This is a genomic window from Pontibacillus yanchengensis Y32, from assembly GCF_000770635.1.
Classification (GTDB): domain Bacteria; phylum Bacillota; class Bacilli; order Bacillales; family BH030062; genus Pontibacillus; species Pontibacillus yanchengensis.
In genome coordinates, this window is record NZ_AVBF01000032.1 from 18,863 (window position 1) to 36,326 (window position 17,464).

General features: G+C 37.0%; 14 protein-coding genes and 1 other annotated feature. Of the genes, 11 read left to right on the forward strand and 3 right to left on the reverse strand.

Going from position 1 to position 17,464, the window contains the following annotated elements:
* Positions 1-119 precede the first annotated feature (119 nt).
* The 9 genes from N782_RS12165 to N782_RS12210 all read left to right on the forward strand — a co-directional run bounded on the left by N782_RS12165 (position 120) and on the right by N782_RS12210 (position 8,157).
* The gene (locus N782_RS12165; RefSeq protein ID WP_161783106.1) at positions 120-542 is read left to right on the forward strand and encodes a hypothetical protein; all 423 of its coding nucleotides are present in this window, start codon (positions 120-122) and stop codon (positions 540-542) included.
* A gap of 137 nt (positions 543-679) precedes the next feature.
* Positions 680-2,044: a sigma-54 interaction domain-containing protein gene (locus tag N782_RS12170; RefSeq protein WP_036820252.1), complete on the forward strand. Its 1,365-nt coding sequence runs from the start codon at positions 680-682 to the stop codon at positions 2,042-2,044.
* Positions 2,045-2,258: 214 nt separating this feature from the next.
* Entirely contained in the window at positions 2,259-2,957 is a 699-nt protein-coding gene (locus N782_RS12175) for a CoA transferase subunit A (RefSeq protein ID WP_036820254.1), read from the forward strand.
* An 11-nt stretch (positions 2,958-2,968) separates the two neighbouring features.
* Positions 2,969-3,643 (forward strand): 3-oxoacid CoA-transferase subunit B, encoded by a 675-nt coding sequence (locus N782_RS12180; RefSeq protein ID WP_036820255.1) that lies wholly within the window; start codon positions 2,969-2,971, stop codon positions 3,641-3,643.
* 19 nt (positions 3,644-3,662) lie between these two features.
* A complete protein-coding gene (locus N782_RS12185; RefSeq protein WP_036820257.1) occupies positions 3,663-4,439 on the forward strand; it encodes a 3-hydroxybutyrate dehydrogenase in 777 nt (258 codons plus the stop codon).
* 25 nt (positions 4,440-4,464) lie between these two features.
* Positions 4,465-5,643 carry an acetyl-CoA C-acetyltransferase gene (locus tag N782_RS12190; protein WP_036820260.1) on the forward strand — a complete coding sequence of 393 codons (1,179 nt, stop codon included), beginning with the start codon at positions 4,465-4,467 and terminating at the stop codon, positions 5,641-5,643.
* 157 nt (positions 5,644-5,800) lie between these two features.
* Positions 5,801-7,084 carry a GntP family permease gene (locus N782_RS12195; RefSeq protein WP_036820263.1) on the forward strand — a complete coding sequence of 428 codons (1,284 nt, stop codon included), beginning with the start codon at positions 5,801-5,803 and terminating at the stop codon, positions 7,082-7,084.
* A gap of 474 nt (positions 7,085-7,558) precedes the next feature.
* Complete coding sequence (locus N782_RS12205) at positions 7,559-7,867, forward strand: hypothetical protein (RefSeq protein ID WP_036820269.1); 309 nt, start codon at positions 7,559-7,561, stop codon at positions 7,865-7,867.
* A 62-nt stretch (positions 7,868-7,929) separates the two neighbouring features.
* Positions 7,930-8,157, forward strand: a complete 228-nt coding sequence (locus N782_RS12210) for a hypothetical protein (protein ID WP_036820271.1) — start codon at positions 7,930-7,932, stop codon at positions 8,155-8,157.
* A gap of 156 nt (positions 8,158-8,313) precedes the next feature.
* On the opposite strand, the gene serA is transcribed toward N782_RS12210, so the two are convergent.
* From serA to N782_RS12225, 3 genes are all read right to left on the reverse strand, one after another.
* Positions 8,314-9,900 (reverse strand): phosphoglycerate dehydrogenase, encoded by a 1,587-nt coding sequence (gene serA / locus N782_RS12215; RefSeq protein ID WP_036820273.1) that lies wholly within the window; start codon positions 9,898-9,900, stop codon positions 8,314-8,316.
* Positions 9,875-11,044 carry a pyridoxal-phosphate-dependent aminotransferase family protein gene (locus N782_RS12220; RefSeq protein WP_036820277.1) on the reverse strand — a complete coding sequence of 390 codons (1,170 nt, stop codon included), beginning with the start codon at positions 11,042-11,044 and terminating at the stop codon, positions 9,875-9,877. The genes serA and N782_RS12220 overlap by 26 nt, the downstream gene beginning before the upstream one ends.
* Before the next feature lie 59 nt (positions 11,045-11,103).
* Positions 11,104-11,311: a binding site (T-box leader), on the reverse strand.
* Between the two features lie 136 nt (positions 11,312-11,447).
* Positions 11,448-12,548 (reverse strand): tyrosine-type recombinase/integrase, encoded by a 1,101-nt coding sequence (locus tag N782_RS12225; protein WP_052111317.1) that lies wholly within the window; start codon positions 12,546-12,548, stop codon positions 11,448-11,450.
* A gap of 182 nt (positions 12,549-12,730) precedes the next feature.
* Here N782_RS12225 and N782_RS12230 point away from each other — a divergent pair, with 182 nt between their 5' ends.
* Entirely contained in the window at positions 12,731-13,672 is a 942-nt protein-coding gene (locus tag N782_RS12230) for a MerR family transcriptional regulator (RefSeq protein ID WP_036820280.1), read from the forward strand.
* A 33-nt stretch (positions 13,673-13,705) separates the two neighbouring features.
* Complete coding sequence (locus N782_RS12235) at positions 13,706-17,425, forward strand: dynamin family protein (protein WP_237582653.1); 3,720 nt, start codon at positions 13,706-13,708, stop codon at positions 17,423-17,425.
* The last annotated feature ends 39 nt before the right edge of the window (positions 17,426-17,464 follow it).

Below are 17,464 nucleotides of genomic sequence, written 5' to 3' on the forward strand. Positions count from 1 at the left end.
TAAGGACTACAAAAGAAGAACACGAAGAATTTCAGAGAATTAACATAGTATCTATACACTTAAATCATAACAACAAAGAAAAAGGGGAGGTGTATTCGTTGCAAGAGGAATCTAAAGTTATGCTAAAAACAAGAGATATATTAATAAAAGCTTTGTTTGGATTAATGGGGGCAGGACTAGCATATCTATTGGTTTATACCCTTACGTATTTACCAAATGGATATGAGTTGGTTTCTAAACAACAAGGTGTCTTACATATACAAGAATATAATTTAGTTGGTTTAAAAGAAGATAAAATAAAATGGCAACCTCCATCAGAAGAGGAGGACTGGAGACTAAAAGCTTTGAAAACAAAGATACCAAATTTAATGGTTTCGTATTTTATTCTATTTACAAGTATTTTTATAACGTTATTCCTTACTCTATATGAATCTTCCAAGGGTAAAAGAATTATTGGTGACTTAATTGCTAGTGGTTTAACGGTTTTGTTTGCCTTCTTAACTCTACTACGAAACTTAGATCGTATAAAAGAACTTTTATAATTTTAGAATATAAAACGTTGTAAAAATTGTAATATGTCTATGACAACTCAATCTAACATGATAGACTTCATAATAAAGTGTATGAAATCGCTACCATAAGAATGATACAGAGGTTTATCGATTAGGGAGTGGACGTCTTGCAATTTTTACTAGAAAACCAGAAGAAAGAGTTATTTGATACATTTTTTGAAAGTGGGAATTTCTGTATAGTGATTGTTGATCATCATGGAAACGTATCCTACATTAACGAAAGTTACTGCCGTTTCTTAGAGGTTGAAAAGCATGATGCCATTGGTAGACACGTGACAGAAGTTATTGAAAATACAAGAATGCATCATGTAGTGGATTCAGGAAAAGAAGAAATGGCAGACTTACAATACATAAAAGGCAATTACATGATTGCGAATCGAATTCCCCTTTATGCTGAAGGACAAATAGTTGGAGCTTTTGGCATGGTTTTGTTTCGTGATACAGAAGAATGGCTAAAAATGAACAGTCATATTAGAGAGTTATTACTTGAATTGAAAGCTTATCGTTCTCAAAATAATGAGAGTAATGGTGCAACGTATTCTCTTCATCACATAATAAGTCGCTCTCCAGTTGTAGAGCAACTAAAAGAGAAGACGAAGCAGGTTGCTCCTACTGATGTATCTGTTCTGATTAGAGGGGAAAGTGGTACCGGTAAAGAGTTATTTGCTCACAGTATTCACCATTTAAGTGAACGTAGCTCAAAGCCCTTTGTTAAAGTGAATTGTGCGGCTATCCCTGAACATTTGTTGGAATCTGAATTGTTTGGTTATCAGGAAGGAGCTTTCACAGGAGCCAAAAAAGGAGGAAAACCTGGTAAATTTCAGATGGCTGATGGTGGAACCCTCTTTCTGGATGAAATAGGGGATATGCCACTGAGTGCTCAAGTGAAAATTTTACGTGTGTTGCAAGAAGGGGAAGTGGAAGCTGTCGGTGCTGTTCAACCTCAGAAAGTAGATGTAAGGATTATTGCTTCTACTCACCAACCTCTTGAAAATCTTATTGCTGAACAGCGCTTTAGAGAGGATTTATTTTATCGAATCAATGTTGTTCAACTTCATGTGCCTTCGTTAAAAGATCGTTCAGAAGATGTACCATTGCTGGCAAAGTCCTTACTATTAAAAATCACAGATCGGATAGGAAAGCGAGTCGAAGATTTTAGTGATGAAGTATATAAAAGTTTAATGGAATATCACTGGCCAGGCAATATTCGCGAACTAGAGAATGCCATTGAATCCGCTGCACATTTAACTAATTCGGAAGAAATTCAGATCAATGACTTACCAGATTATATACATCCCCATACATTCAACTGGCAAGAAGATCTAAATCTAAAGGAAATACTCGATCAAACTGAAAAACGTGTGATTGAGAAGGCGTTAGTAAAAGCAAATGGAGATAAGATCAAAGCAGCTGAACAACTTGGTATCGGTAAATCAAGTTTATACGACAAAGTAAAAAAATATAACTTGTAATCATTCCATTAACTTGGAAAGCCATTCCGGAATATCGGAATGGCTTTTTTGATAGTGTTGTAAGGGTTTTCAATGGATGATCTTATTAACTTGAAAACGTTTTCCGGAAATATGGAATGTACTGAATAAATGTATTTATCATTTTGCGGTATGACGCAGTTTTCAAAGTTGGCATGATTTTTGCATATAAAATTGGTGAAGGGAGTGGTAAGTGATGAAAGAGATTTATACATCATTTCAAGAAGCTGTAAAAGATATTGAAGATTATTCTACTATTATGGTAGGAGGATTTGGTCTGGTTGGAATTCCAGAAAATTTAATTCTTGCTTTAGTAGAATCAAACGCTAAACATCTAACTGTTATTTCTAACAATTGTGGAGTTGATGATTGGGGCTTAGGATTACTGCTTCAAAATAAACAAATAGATAAAATGATAGGATCCTATGTTGGTGAAAATAAAGAATTTGAACGACAGGTTATTAATGGCGAATTAGAAGTGGATCTTGTTCCACAAGGTACTCTTGCAGAAAGAATTCGTGCAGGTGGAGCTGGAATTCCTGCCTTTTATACACCTGCAGGCGTAGGTACGCCAATTGCAGAAGGAAAAGAAGTACGTATGTTTGATGGTAAAGAATATTTACTACAGACAGGTCTAACGGCTGATTTCAGTCTTGTTCGAGCAGCTAAAGGGGATCGACTTGGTAATCTTATGTACAACAAAACAGCCCGTAACTTTAATCCTATGATGGCAGCTGCAGGAGCAACGACTATTGCAGAGGTGGAAGAGTTAGTAGAGCCTGGAGAAATGGATCCAGAACACGTACACACGCCTGGCATATATGTTCAAAGTTTAATAGAAGGAAAGCAAGAAAAGCGTATTGAACGCCTAACGCTTCAAACTCAGGAAAAATAGGAGGTTATAAAATGGCGGTACATTTAGATAAAGCTACAATTCGTGAAAAGATTGCAAGAAGAGCTGAACAAGAAATTGAAAACGGTTTCTATGTGAACTTAGGAATCGGAATGCCTACAATGGTAGCGAATTATATTCAACCTGATAAACAGATGGTACTCCAATCAGAAAATGGTTTGGTAGGGATTGGACGATCTCCTTATGAAGAAGAAGTTGACCCAGATCTAATTAACGCTGGTAAAGAGACGGTTACAGCGTCGATAGGAAGTTCTTATTGCAGTAGCGCGGAGTCATTCGCAATGATTAGAGGAGAACATTTAGATCTAGCTATTTTAGGTGGAATGGAAGTATCAGAAACGGGAGATCTAGCCAATTGGATGATCCCCGGGAAAATGATCAAAGGCATGGGCGGCGCGATGGATATCGTTCATGGTGCCAAGAAGATTGTAATTATCATGGATCATGTGAATAAACACGGGGAACCAAAGATTTTAAAACAATGTCACTTACCACTTACCGGTAAAGGTGTTGTGAATCGCATCATTACGGATCGTGCTGTTATTGATGTAGAAAAGGACGGTCTAGTGTTAGTGGAAATTGCAGAAGGATGGACAGTTGAAGAAATAAAAGAATCAACAGAGGCTGAATTAACAATAAGCTCAAAGCTTTTAGAAACATCTTTTTAAAGTACGGGAGGTAACAGGTATGGTTGAAAATAAAGTCGTTTTTATTACTGGTTCCGCAAGCGGAATTGGGTATGAGATTGGTGAGGATTTTGCGAAGAGCGGTGCCAAGGTCGTGTTTAGTGATATTAATGAGGATAAAGTGCAAGAAGTTACTTCTTCTTTAACATCAGATGGATATGAATGCATAGGAATCAAATGCGATGTGACCAATGAAGAAGAGCTTAAAAGTGCCATTGATCAGACGGTGAAACAGTATGGTCGATTAGATGTGTTAATCAACAATGCAGGCTTACAACATGTATCTGCTATTGAAGATTTTCCAACAGAGAAATTTGAATTTATGACAAAGGTAATGCTTACAGCACCATTCGTGGCAATCAAGCACGTTTTTCCGATTATGAAAAAACAAGGGTGGGGACGTATCATTAATATGGCCTCAATCAATGGCTTAATCGGATTTGCTGGTAAAGCAGCCTATAACAGTTCCAAGCATGGAGTAATAGGACTAACGAAAGTCTCAGCATTAGAAGCTGCAGAACATGGTATCACTGTTAATGCTATATGTCCTGGATACGTGGACACTCCACTGGTTCGAGGTCAGTTAGAGGATTTAGCCAGCAATCGAAATGTTTCATTGGAGAAAGTGCTGGAAGACGTTATTTACCCGTTAGTACCTCAGAAGCGATTATTATCTGTAAAAGAAATTTCTGACTATACGGCTTTCTTAGCTAGTGACAAAGCAAAAGGAGTTACTGGTCAGGCTGTTGTAATGGATGGCGGCTATACAGCTCAATAACAAAAAGGTAGAGGAGTGATACAGCATGGAAAATGTTTATATTTTAGAAGGCGCACGAACCCCTTTTGGATCCTTTGGTGGAGCATTAAAAGATGTAGATCCAACTCAATTGGGTGTAACGGTAAGTACGAGCGCAATCGAAAGAAGTGGTATTTCTAGTGAGGATGTTGATTTTTCCATTATGGGGAATGTTATTCACTCATCGAAGAATGCCCCTTATTTAGCAAGGCATATTGCCTTAGAATCAGGAATTCCTATTGAAAGTCCAGCACTTGCAGTTAACCGTTTATGTGGCTCTGGCCTTCAGTCTGTTATTTCATCCGCTCAATCCATCATGCTTGGAGAAGGTAGTGTAGCTCTAGCAGGTGGAGTAGATAGTATGAGCCTTGCTCCACATGCATTAAGAGGTGCCCGTTTTGGTACTAAATTAGGAACACCACAAATGGATGACATGCTTTGGGCAGCTCTTACAGATGATTATATTGGTGAATTGATGGGCGTAACAGGGGAAAATCTTGCTCATAAATATGATATATCTCGTGAAGCTCAAGATGAGTATGCTACAAGAAGTCATCAAAGAGCAGCAGCGGCTACAGAACAAGGAAAGTTTAAAGAAGAAATAGCACCAGTAGAAATAAAATCTCGTAAAGGTACAAAGGTCGTTGATGTTGATGAGCATATCCGTGGAGATACAACTTCTCAAACATTAGCAAACTTAAAACCTGCTTTTACGAAAGATGGATCTGTAACAGGTGGCAATGCTAGTGGGATTAATGATGGTGCAGGCGCTGTAGTTTTAGCGGGTGAAGAATTTGTTGAATCCAAACAAGTAACACCGCTTGCTCGAATTGTTTCTTGGGGAGTAACTGGTGTTGATCCTTCCCATATGGGAATTGGTCCGGCTCCTGCTATCAAACAAGCCTTACAAAAAGCTGATCTTAGTTTAGAGGATATGGGATTAATCGAAGTAAATGAAGCTTTCGCAGCACAATACTTGTCCGTCGAAAAAGAGTTAGGACTTGATCGTGATAAAGTTAATGTTAATGGTGGAGCTATTGCACTTGGACATCCTGTAGGTGCAAGTGGTACGAGAGTACTCTACACGTTGTTGAAGGAATTAAAACGTAGAAATGAAAAATATGGGGTAGCATCACTATGCATTGGTGGGGGCCAAGGCATTGCGATGGTTGTAGAAAGTATGTAAGCGATAACAACATTTATAAGGAGATAGATACCGTGTCTAGTAGCATATATGCTTACAATACCTCCTTAAGTCCATTAGGTTTTTGCATATATGTTACTACTCGGATTGCTCTTAGTATTCTTGATAAAAGATTCAATTAGACTTAGGGGGATTTATCATGTTTGGAATATTTCTTGGGCTAGCCGCACTAATGGTGCTTGCTTATTTAGGTTGGTCCATTATATGGGTGGCACCCATTGCAGCAGGAATTGTTGCGTTAACAGGAGGACTCGATTTACTAGAAGCCTATAGAGATACATATATGGGTGGTTTTGTTAACTTTGCGAAATCATGGTTCCCTGTGTTTATGCTAGGTGCTATATTTGGTAAATTAATGCAGGATACAGGTATGGCAAGGTCCGTTGCAGTAGCAATGACAAAAGTAATAGGAACACAGCGTGCTATTTTAGGGGTGTTAGCTTCAGCTGCTGTTCTTACCTATGGCGGAGTTAGTTTGTTTGTCGTAGTATTCGCAGTCTATCCTTTAGCAATCTCGTTATTTAGAGAAGCAAATGTAAGTCGTAAGCTTATACCAGCTACAGTTGCATTAGGCGCGTTTACGTTTACCATGACAGCAATTCCAGGTTCACCACAAATACAAAACCTGATTCCAATGGATTATTTCAACACAACCGCAACTGCTGCACCAGTAATGGGAATTATAGCAGCGATTATTATGTCGGTTGGCGGTTACTTATATTTACGTAGACAAGAAAGAAAGTTAAGAGAAAATGGAGAAACGTTCACAGAACCAAAAGATGATAAAAATACAGAAGCCGAAGACAAAACTCCTCATTGGCTATTATCGTTTTTACCTCTTTTAACTGTCTTGATTACACTTAACGTTTTTCAGGTTGATGTCGTAACAGCTTTGATTGCTGGAATTCTTTTAATCATGATCTTAAATATTCCGAAATACAAGCGTTTCATCCAAGCTATGAATAGCGGTGCAAGCGGTTCTGTTATTGCTATTATTAATACAAGTGCAGCCGTAGGGTTTGGTACAGTAGTTCGTGAAGTACCAGGATTTGAACGCTTAACAGAATTATTAATGGGCGTAAAAGGCCACCCATTAATATCAGAGGCAATATCGGTCAACATTCTAGCAGGAGCGACAGGCTCTGCATCAGGAGGAATGGGAATTGCTCTTGAAGCACTAGGATCTAAATATTATGAGATAGCACAAAATACTGGAGTAAGTCCAGAAGCATTCCACCGTATCGCATCTTTATCCTCAGGTGGACTCGATGCATTACCGCACAACGGTGCAGTCTTAACGCTATTTGCCATTACAGGAATGACCCACAAAGATAGCTACAAGGATATTTTCGTTGTAGCTGTTCTTATTCCGATTATTTCCGTTGCAGTAGTAATCTTTCTTGCAGCGATTGGAATTCTTTAAGGTTATAATTTTGGGACCCAAGTGATCGTGATGACGATTGCTTGGGTTTATTTATACGTTTATTTAATTAATATTAAAATTGCTAGAAGAAGGAGTTTGTAATCTATCAGAAATAATTATATTGTATAGCATAGAGTTTTGTCTGGTATTACTTATGGGAAAAGGAGTTATAATAAATGCTACTACATCAGAAGATAAGATGGATATCGAGACAAACCTGAAATTAATAAGCTGTTCGATGATGAGAGAACGAAGCTTAAAGAGATACTCTCTACAAATTTGTGGAAAGATTATCAAAATCAAGTTCTAAAGTATGAAAGGGAGAGGTTTATTAGTAAACTAGTATCCAGTTTAACAATCTTTGTCTTTTTATTAAGTGCTTGTTCGGAAAATGAGCGAGCTATTGAAATAGAGGATAAAGGTTTAGCCAATTTTTTCATCCAAAAAGTGGAAGGGAATTCTTCCTCTCAATAAATGACTAAAAAAGTGAATGATAAACAAAAAATAGAACAAGTTCTGACTATGGTAGAAGGACTTAATGTGAAGGAGACACAATCAGAAGGAACATTCGAAAAGATGAAGTCTTCTGATACTTATATGTTTGTTTTTTCTGAAGGTGAAAATCAATATGGGAAAGCACCGTTTGCTTTTTATGTTTTAGATAATGGAACTTTCATTTTCCCTTATAAAGATTTTAATTCACCAAAAGAAAACCTCATTACAATAGAAAAACATGATGGATTATTAAAAGAAATAAAGAATCTATTTAACATTTCATATTAATTTTCTTATTGGGATTAATTGCGAGTGAGATGATTATCTTTAAAAAAGGGAGCTAGTTACTGATGAGTACGTTAACCGCTTTTAGAGTAACTAGAGCTATTGCTTTATTTATAATTATAAGTAGCTTTTTTGTATCTAACAGTGAAAGTATAAACTTCTTGGGTATGGTTTATTATGGAATTGGTTTTGGTGTAGCTGTATTCGTAGTAAGTACATTTCAAATTGAAGCTATATTAAAAGATGAATTGAAAAACTATGAAGAACACTATTATTCCTATATTGAAGTTTAGTTTCATAATCCTAGTACAACACTTGAATATTATCAATTGTATTAGGTGAGAGTGAAACAATACGTATCATCTTTCAAGTTTATACGAGCAGTTTAACGGTTAATGAAAATACCGCATAGACACACCAAAGAGGTCTATGCGGTATTTATTAGTTGTTTATAAATGAATGTCTTTAACAGAAGTTATATTCTCAATCAGTCCTAAGTCATGGAATACATTCTGATCTGTTGGTCGATCGATTGCTAGCATCATGATAGCGTCTCCGCCTTCTTCTTTACGACCAACCTGCATGGTAGCGATGTTGATATCATGCTTACCAAGTGTTGTACCTACAAGTCCAATCATACCTGGAGTATCTCGATGTTGGATATAGAGTAGGTGAGTATCAGGTGCAATGTCGATGGAGTAGTCATCGATCTTAATGATTCTTGGTCCATATCCAGTTAACATTGTTCCAGAAATAGTACGCGTACCTCGTTTTGTTTCAATAGAAACAGTAATCAGATTAGTGAAATCTTGCGCAGAACCTGAATATTCTACAGAATAGGAGAGGTTATACGATTTAGCCATATGGAATGTGTTAACAACATTCACTTTATCCCCTAGGTGATAGCTTAATAGACCTTTCATTACATTTCTTGTAAGAGAGGATGTGTCATAGTCTGTAAGTTCACCTGCATAGGTGATCGTTACTTTCGTCGGTGCTTCTAGTACAAGCTGTATGGCCATTTCACCGAGTTTCTCACCGAGATAATAATATGGTTCCAGAACTTCTCGAACCTCAGAGGAAATGGAAGGCATATTAACAGCATTCTTAAATGGTTCCCCTTTAAGGATACGAAGGATTTCCTCACTTACATCATAAGCAACTAACGTTTGTGCCTCTTCTGTTGAAGCACCTAGGTGAGGGGTTGCAATTACTTCTGGTTTAGAAAGAAGTGGGTGATGAGTTGCAGGTTCTTCTTCAAATACATCCAAAGCAGCCCCTGCTACCTTTCCATCCTCAATAGCTTCGAGAAGGGCATTTTCTTCAATAATACCACCACGGGCACAATTCAGGATACGAACTCCATTCTTCATTTTTGCAAATGCTTGCTCATCAATCATATGCTTCGTGTCTTTTGTTAGTGGAGTGTGGACGGTAATGAAATCTGCTTGTTCATAAATATCATCCAGCGTTCCTTTTGAAATGCCTAGTTTCTGAGCGCGTTCCTCAGTTAAGAATGGGTCATAAGCTACAATGCTCATGTTACATGCTTTTGCGCGTTGAGCAACTTCTGTTCCAATTCTACCCATTCCGACAATACCAAGTGTCTTCTTATTAAGTTCCACACCTTTGAACGACTTACGATCCCATTTGCCATTCATTAATGACTGGTAGGCTTGAGGAATATGACGCGCAAGAGACATCATCATGGCAAATGTATGCTCTGCAGTAGACATGGTATTACCATCTGGTGCGTTAACTACAATAACCCCATTTTCAGTAGCGGCATCAAGGTCAATATTATCTACTCCGACACCAGCACGACCAATCACTTTTAATTGGGATGCAGCTTCAATTAAAGAAGCTGTTACAGTCGTTTGACTACGTACAATTAGTGCATCATATTGAGGTATTAATTCATGTAATTCTTCCTCAGATAAGTTGGTTTTTTGATCAACATTGACTTCTTGATTAGATAAGAGCGGCTCTAAGCCTTCTTGGTTTACTGGATCACTTACTAGAATTTGAAACGTCATTGATATACACCTCCTGGGCAGCTTTTACACCTGCGCCTAATTCAATAGAAATACCGCAATCGACTAATCCCATTTCAATAATAGATAAAGTAGTTAGAACATCTATAGGGGAGCAGTAGCCCATATGACCAACTCTGAAAATCTCTCCTTTTAGTTTCTTTTGACCACCAGCAAGTGATAAACCATAACGATCTCTTACATGGTTACGGAATTCATCTACTTTTAACCCTTCCGTAGCTTTAACGGCTGTTACAGTTGGAGATGCATCTTGATCAGATGTTAAAAGGGGTAGCCCTAAAGCACGGAATGCGGCGCGAGTCATATCTTTCATTACTACATGTCGTTTATACACTTTTTCTAACGTTTCTTCCTCGAGCATGGTACATACTTCTTTTAACCCCTGGATTAGAGAAACAGCTGGAGTATAAGGGGTCATCCCATTTTCATACTGTTTATGATAGGCTTTTAAATCAAAATAAAAGGAAGAAGAGTCAACTTGCTCAATAACGTCCCAAGCACGTTCGCTTGCTGAAATGAACGCAAGGCCAGGAGGGAGCATCATTGCTTTTTGAGAGCCTGTTACTAGTATATCAATACCCCATTCATCCATTTGGGCAGGTACAGCTCCGATACAACTTACTCCGTCAACTAAGGCTAAGGCATAAGAGTGGTCATGTACGATTTTTGTTAGCTCTTGAATTGGCTGCATGACACCAGTTGATGTTTCATTATATGTCATTACAACAGCTTTAGCATTCGGATGTGCATGCAGAGTAGAGATTAATTCTTGTTGATCAACCGATTCTCCCCATGGAACTTCAATTCGATGGGTAACTAATTGATGATGTTCGCAAATGGAGGCAAATCGGTCGCCAAAGGCGCCTGCTACAACAGAGATTATCTCATCACCTGGTTTAGTGACATTCAGTACAGCAGCTTCTAGTGCACCTGTGCCACTTGATGTCAATGTGTAAACAGGTTGCTCTGTGCCGAATATAGGTTTCAAACGTTCGCTAGTACCTTTAAATAACTGAGCGAATGATTGACTACGATGGCCAATCATAGGTTGATTCATTGCATGGGTTACTTGTTGTGGAATTGGTGTTGGCCCTGGAGTTCTTAAGAAAGATTGATTGTGTAGCATTTTCTTCCTCCTCATTTTATAGCTTGTTTTGATACAAAAAACACCCCTCGCTATGAATAGCAAGGGGCGTGTATTACGCGGTACCACCCTTGATACGCTCAAAACATGGGAGCGATCTCAGACACGATAACGGGTGGGGAACCGGGTATGCTTACTTTGTTCAGATACCAGCTCAGAAGTGCTCAATTTAAGGATGTTTATCGATTCACAGCAACCATCGACTCTCTGAAAAACAAACCAAAAATCTGTCTTCTTCATAACTTTTAACGTATTATACACAGAGTTTAGCACGTTACCGTAACGGTGTAAAGAAATAAGTCTAAAAATTCACAAAAGAATAAAATTAACCATAATCATATTATGTAAACTTAAATAGACCAAGAATCTGTTACAGATTCTTGGTCTATTGGTTATTTTTCATAAACTGACCTCCAATTTTAACAGCTGCATGTTCATGGAATTTTCTTGTACGACGTAGGTAGTTATCCGTCGTAGAGGAAGATTCATGGTCTAGCAAATTTTGTATTGCTTTTAAATCTGCTCCCTTAGCTAAATAATAAGCAGCAGTGTAATGCCGGCATGTATGGGGAGTGATTTTAAATTTAATAGACTTCCCCTCATTTTTCATTTGTTTTTCCATGTCGATACGTCTCTTGATAAAAGAGAAGGTATTTGCTAAATGATTAATTTGGTTCGTAAATTCATTACTTAAATATTTATAATGGTAGGCATCTCCATTTGGTTTTGGGAACAATGCAGTGCCATCATCTTCCAATGTGCTATGAAAACCTCTTCTTGATCGAAACTCTGTTAACGCTTCTAAAACCTCTTCAAATAATGGTACCTCACGTACTTTGTCTCGCTTCCCGACTACTGTAATAAAATATAGGTTAACTTCTGGATGATAATAAACCCCAGACCATTTTGCTGAAGAAAGCTCTTGAATTCGTAACCCTGTTGAAACGAGCACAAACAGCATGGTGTACATAAACCAATTATGCTTTTTGAAGTAGTCTAGTAATGCTTGCACTTCTTCCTCGTAAAAGTCGCGATTCACTAGATCCTCTTTTTCAACTGCAATTTGTTTCATACTTCTGGTTAAGTCTTCCTGTATAATTCCTTTCCGGTACAAGAAGGAGAGGAAGGATTTCACTACAGCAGTCTTTCGGCGAAGCGTCATGGATTTATACCCTTGCTCGGTAAGTTGAAGTTGATAATGAGCCAGCTCTTCATGATGGATCCGGCGAACGGAAGAATCTTTATCATGTATATAGGAAAGAAAATGACGAATGTCACGAAAGTATTCTTTTAGTGTATTCATTTTTCTTTTCTTCCCGAGAGTAGGTTCCTCATGAAGAAATAAGTATAAAAGCCATTCATCAGGTATGTGTGACCAATCGATATTACGATAACCATGAGAGATTACTTGCTTATATAAGGTATCGTCGAACCAATCAACTTGATTAGACAAACGTAGTGACGTTGTCGTTAAAGAGATATTCATGTCGAAATCAGCCTCCCGTATATCGACATAAGCTATTACAGTTAATTAAATCTATAACGAAAGCATAACATACTTAATTGTATTAAACCTAGAAAAATTGCTCATTATTCCATCTTAAGATACAATTATATAAACAAATACATTACGTTGTATTAAATTAATGAAATGGAAGAGGTGATAAAGTGTATTATTCTATTGATTACGTAGCTAACGTATTAGGGAAAAGCAAACGGCAGGTCCAGTATTTAGTTCAACAGGGATTAACTGAACCTATTAACTTAGATACATATAGACGAGATGGTGGCTATCGTTTCAGTGAAGAAGAGGTGAGACGGTTAAGGGATGTGTTTAAGCTTCCTGGGATATCCGTTAAGGAGGCTGCTCGGCAGCTAGAGATGACACCTCAGTATCTTATGCAGTTTATAAGAGAGGGACAAATTAATAGTGAGATCGTAACGATTGGTAATCGGAGAAGAAGATGGTTTCATCAAGAAGAGATTGAACGTTTTAAGAATTTTCTGTCACAACGTGCACAGGCTAAACGAATGGGGGAATATGGGCGAAAGATTCGATTAATTTCGCGAGAAGTCCATATTTTTGACGAAGTCCTAGTACAAGGCTCTATGGCAAGGGTAGTGTCTGTTGAACCACTTCAAGTCTTAACTGCTAATGGAGAATTTGTCCAAATAGATCATGTCGATGGAAATAGTAGTAACCTCCAAGATCATCCGTATATTCGAACAAGAGGATTTGTCGAATTTCAAATACCAATTCCTAGACATTACCAACATCCTGTATATCAATTATTATTCCAATTACTACATCAACTAGGGGAAAAGAATATACAAATTTTTGAACAGGAATTCGGAGATTATTATGTACGATGCCGATTAGGTCAAGTCCACTTAGCTGAGCGCGAGATAAAGTTATTGCAACGATCGATCATTAAAGGTGACATGCAGATTGAAAATCAAACTGTCACGTTTCAATCAAATGAAGTTCAAAAAACATTGTATCTACCTAAGGATTTACTAAAGCAATATGACGATATTGCTGAACAAGAAAAAGTGCAAGTAGAAGAAATATTGTTAGAAGCATTACAACAATACATTACAAAGAAATAAAGATATAAAAAGAAAGGTTCACTCTGTCAAAAATTGCGCAAATTCAGTACAATAGACAAAGATGCAATGAACAAAGGAGTTACCATCACAATGAATGTAAATCAATCTATGGATCAATCAGAATTAGTTCCAATCGTATCTACTTTATATAAGCAATTTCAACTTCATGGAGATATTACCCAGTCAAAGAAAGCGCTTGATTTATTAGGAAAACTACAATCTGAAGAATTTGTAATGGGGTTTGCTGGACATTTCTCAGCTGGAAAATCAACGCTAATTAATACATTAATCGGCGAACAAATTTTACCCTCAAGTCCTATCCCAACAAGTGCAAATTTAGTAAAAGTGAAAAATGGTCGAGAGTATGCTCGTGTTTATTTTACTGAGGAAGACCCAATAGAAATCGAACAAGAATATGACTTAAACACCATTCAATCATTTTGTAAGGATGGAGAAGCTGTCCGTGAAATTGAAATAAGTAAACCATTGTCCTCAATACCTGACGGGGTAAGTGTCATGGATACCCCTGGTATTGACTCTTCAAATGATGCAGATCGTCTTATGACAGAATCAGCACTACATATGGTGGATGTCTTGTTTTATGTTATGGATTATAACCATGTTCAATCAGAGGTCAATTTAGCCTTTTTAGCTGAAATGAAGAAGAGGGGGAAACCTCTTTATATTGTAGTGAATCAAATTGATAAGCATCAGGAAGAAGAGTTATCTTTTACATCATTTAAAGAAAGTGTACATCGCTCCCTTGAAATATGGGGTATAAAGCCAGAGGGAGTATATTTTACGTCATTGTTTAATTTAAATCTTACCAACAACGATTTTCGATCATTACAGCAAGATGTAAACATGCTGATTCAACAGAAGCAAGATGTTGTTCACAATACAGTACATCATTCCATGAAATCGATTGTGCAAGAGCATCTTGAAACTTATAAGCAACAAAAAAACACTATCATTGAAGAAGCCCAACTAAAACTTGAAAGACTGGAACCTTCAGACATAATGGCCGTAGAAGAAGTTCAACAAGAAAAAGCAAGGATGGAAAATAGACCAGAAGATTCTGAAGAAACCATGTTATCAGAGTTACAATCTACGTTGAACAATGCTTATGTTATGTCTCATGACCTTCGTGAGCATGCTCGATCTTTTGTTGAATCCATGGATTCTGGATTCAAAGTTGGCTTTATTATGACGAAGAAGAAAACCGAAGAAGAGCGAGAGGAGCGTCTCAACACTTTCTATGAAGCTTTAGTGGAAAAAGTGAAAGCGAATATGGAATGGCCTGTTCGTAATAAATTATTAACTGTTGCTAAAGATTATCAAGTATTTGATGAAGACGTTTTACAAGATTTACAAAACTTAACGATAACGCTTGACCGAGAGGACTTAAAATATCTCATAAAAACAGGAGCTGGTAGTGGAGGAGATTACATACTTGTCTATACGAAAGATGTGGTCAATGATTTAAAACAGCGCTATAAGAAACAAGCGTTAACACAATGGGAAGCTGTAAAACAAAGTATTCAAAATCAAACAAGTCATGAAATAGAAGAAAAAGAAAAACTCGAACGTACTATGAGAGAATATGAGCAAATAAAAAAGGAGATGGAGGAAGAGAAGCAAGCGATAGAAAAAAGAAAAGATGAATACTCATCTATTATTAATGGAGAAGAAATATGGTCCTCAGCTTATGATGAAGCGACAGAAGCATTAATACATCGAGACACAAAAATTCATCATGTAGAGTGGATTGAAGAGTCACAAAAAGAGAATAAGGCACCTGATCCAGATAAAACATATTCACAAAAAAATACCAGTTCAACTACATCCTTGTCGATAGAATCTGCGATAGAGGCAATTAAACAAGCGAAAGATACATTACATGATGTACATGGCTTTGCCACCATTTTAAATGAGTTAGAGGAGAAAAAAGCCAGGTTACAATCACGACATTACACAGTTGCGTTGTTTGGAGCCTTTTCGGCAGGGAAATCTTCTTTTGCTAATGCACTTTTAGGAGAAAAAGTTTTACCGGTTTCCCCAAACCCTACGACAGCAACAATTAATCGCATAATGCCGTCGACTGATGAATATGGTCATGGTAGTGTCGAAGTTAAAGTAAAGTCAGAATCCCAATTAATAGAAGATATTCAATTTGCATCTGGTAAACATACATTAAAGTCTAATACGTTAACAAAGGTAGTGGAAGAGTTAAACGACTTAATGCAACAAGGAGAACTCTCTTCGATTGATCAAAACCGTCTCTCTTTTATTAATGCTATAAAGCAAGGTTACTCATTTATGAAGGATTACGTTGGTCAAACCATTATGGTTGATCTTGATAAGTTTGCAGCTTATGTGTCAGATGAAACTCGATCTTGCTTTGTGGAGTGGATGAATCTATATTATGATTGTCCATTAACTAGCAGAGGGATTACCTTGGTGGACACTCCAGGAGCAGATTCTGTTAATGCGAGACATACGGAAGTTTCATTTGAGTATATGAAGCAAGCTGATGCAATCCTTTTTGTGACGTATTATAATCATGCTTTTTCAAGAGCTGATCAAGATTTTCTTTATCAACTTGGTCGAGTGAAAGATGCCTTTAGTATGGATAAAATGTTCTTCCTTATTAATGCAGCAGATTTAGCGCAAAATCAACAAGATTTACAGCTAGTAACCGATTATATGGGTGAACAGTTAACACAATTTGGAATTCGAAACCCTCGTCTTTACCCTGTGTCAAGTTTAATGGCCATGCAGGAAAAGGAAGAAAGTTCACAGGTGGCTCATCATCCAGTTTTACCTTCTTCTGGAATAGATTACTTCGAGGATGCATTTACTCATTTCATGGATGAAGAAATTACAGGATTACTGGTACATGAAATCGTCTATGATTTGCATCGTGCAAGTAATATGATTCAGCATATGATAGAATCAGCATCTTTAAGTAAAGAAGCGAAACAAGAAAGAAAGAAGCATATCAAACAACAACTTTCCAAAACGCTTGAAACTATTGGTTCTGTAGATACAACACGTTATGAGCAATCCATTAAACAGAAAATTGATAAACAAACGTACTATATACAGGAAAGACTTTTATTGAGGTTTACAGATTTCTTTAAAGAACATATCAATCCTTCCTCCATTAATGGTAATAGTAAACAGGCCAAACAACAGTTAGAATCAGCTGTCTCAGAATTATTAGAGCAACTAGCTAGTGAGCTCAAACAGGAAGTGCGTGCAGTCTCCATTCGTATTGAATCCTTCCTTAATGAGATTGTCTCTGAGTTAAAGGATGATTTACAAGAACAAACACAAAGAATCATTACAGACCTCTCGTTACCTAACGCAAAGGAGAAGTCTTATGAAACACCACAAATTCAAGAACCTTTCCAGCATATAAAACCTGATTATTTTGAAAAAGAAATAAATTTATTCAAAAATACGAAAGCTTTTTTTGAAAACAATGAAAAAGAAACGATGAAAGAAGCGTTACAAGTGAAAATAAAACCTTTATTAGGTGAGTATATTTTAGGTCAAAAGGAAAGCTTAGTAGAATATTATTTAGCTCAATGGCAAGAACATGTCTCTATGTATAAAAAGCAAATAATGAAATCTATAGAGGAATATGAAGAAGGTGTAATGTATTCCTTGCAAGATGATATCTCCATTGAGACGTTAAGAGATAAAAAAGAGTATCTTGATAACCAATTACTTCAAGACACACAATAGTAAATTGTGTGTCTTGTTTTTTGAATAAAAACAGGAAAC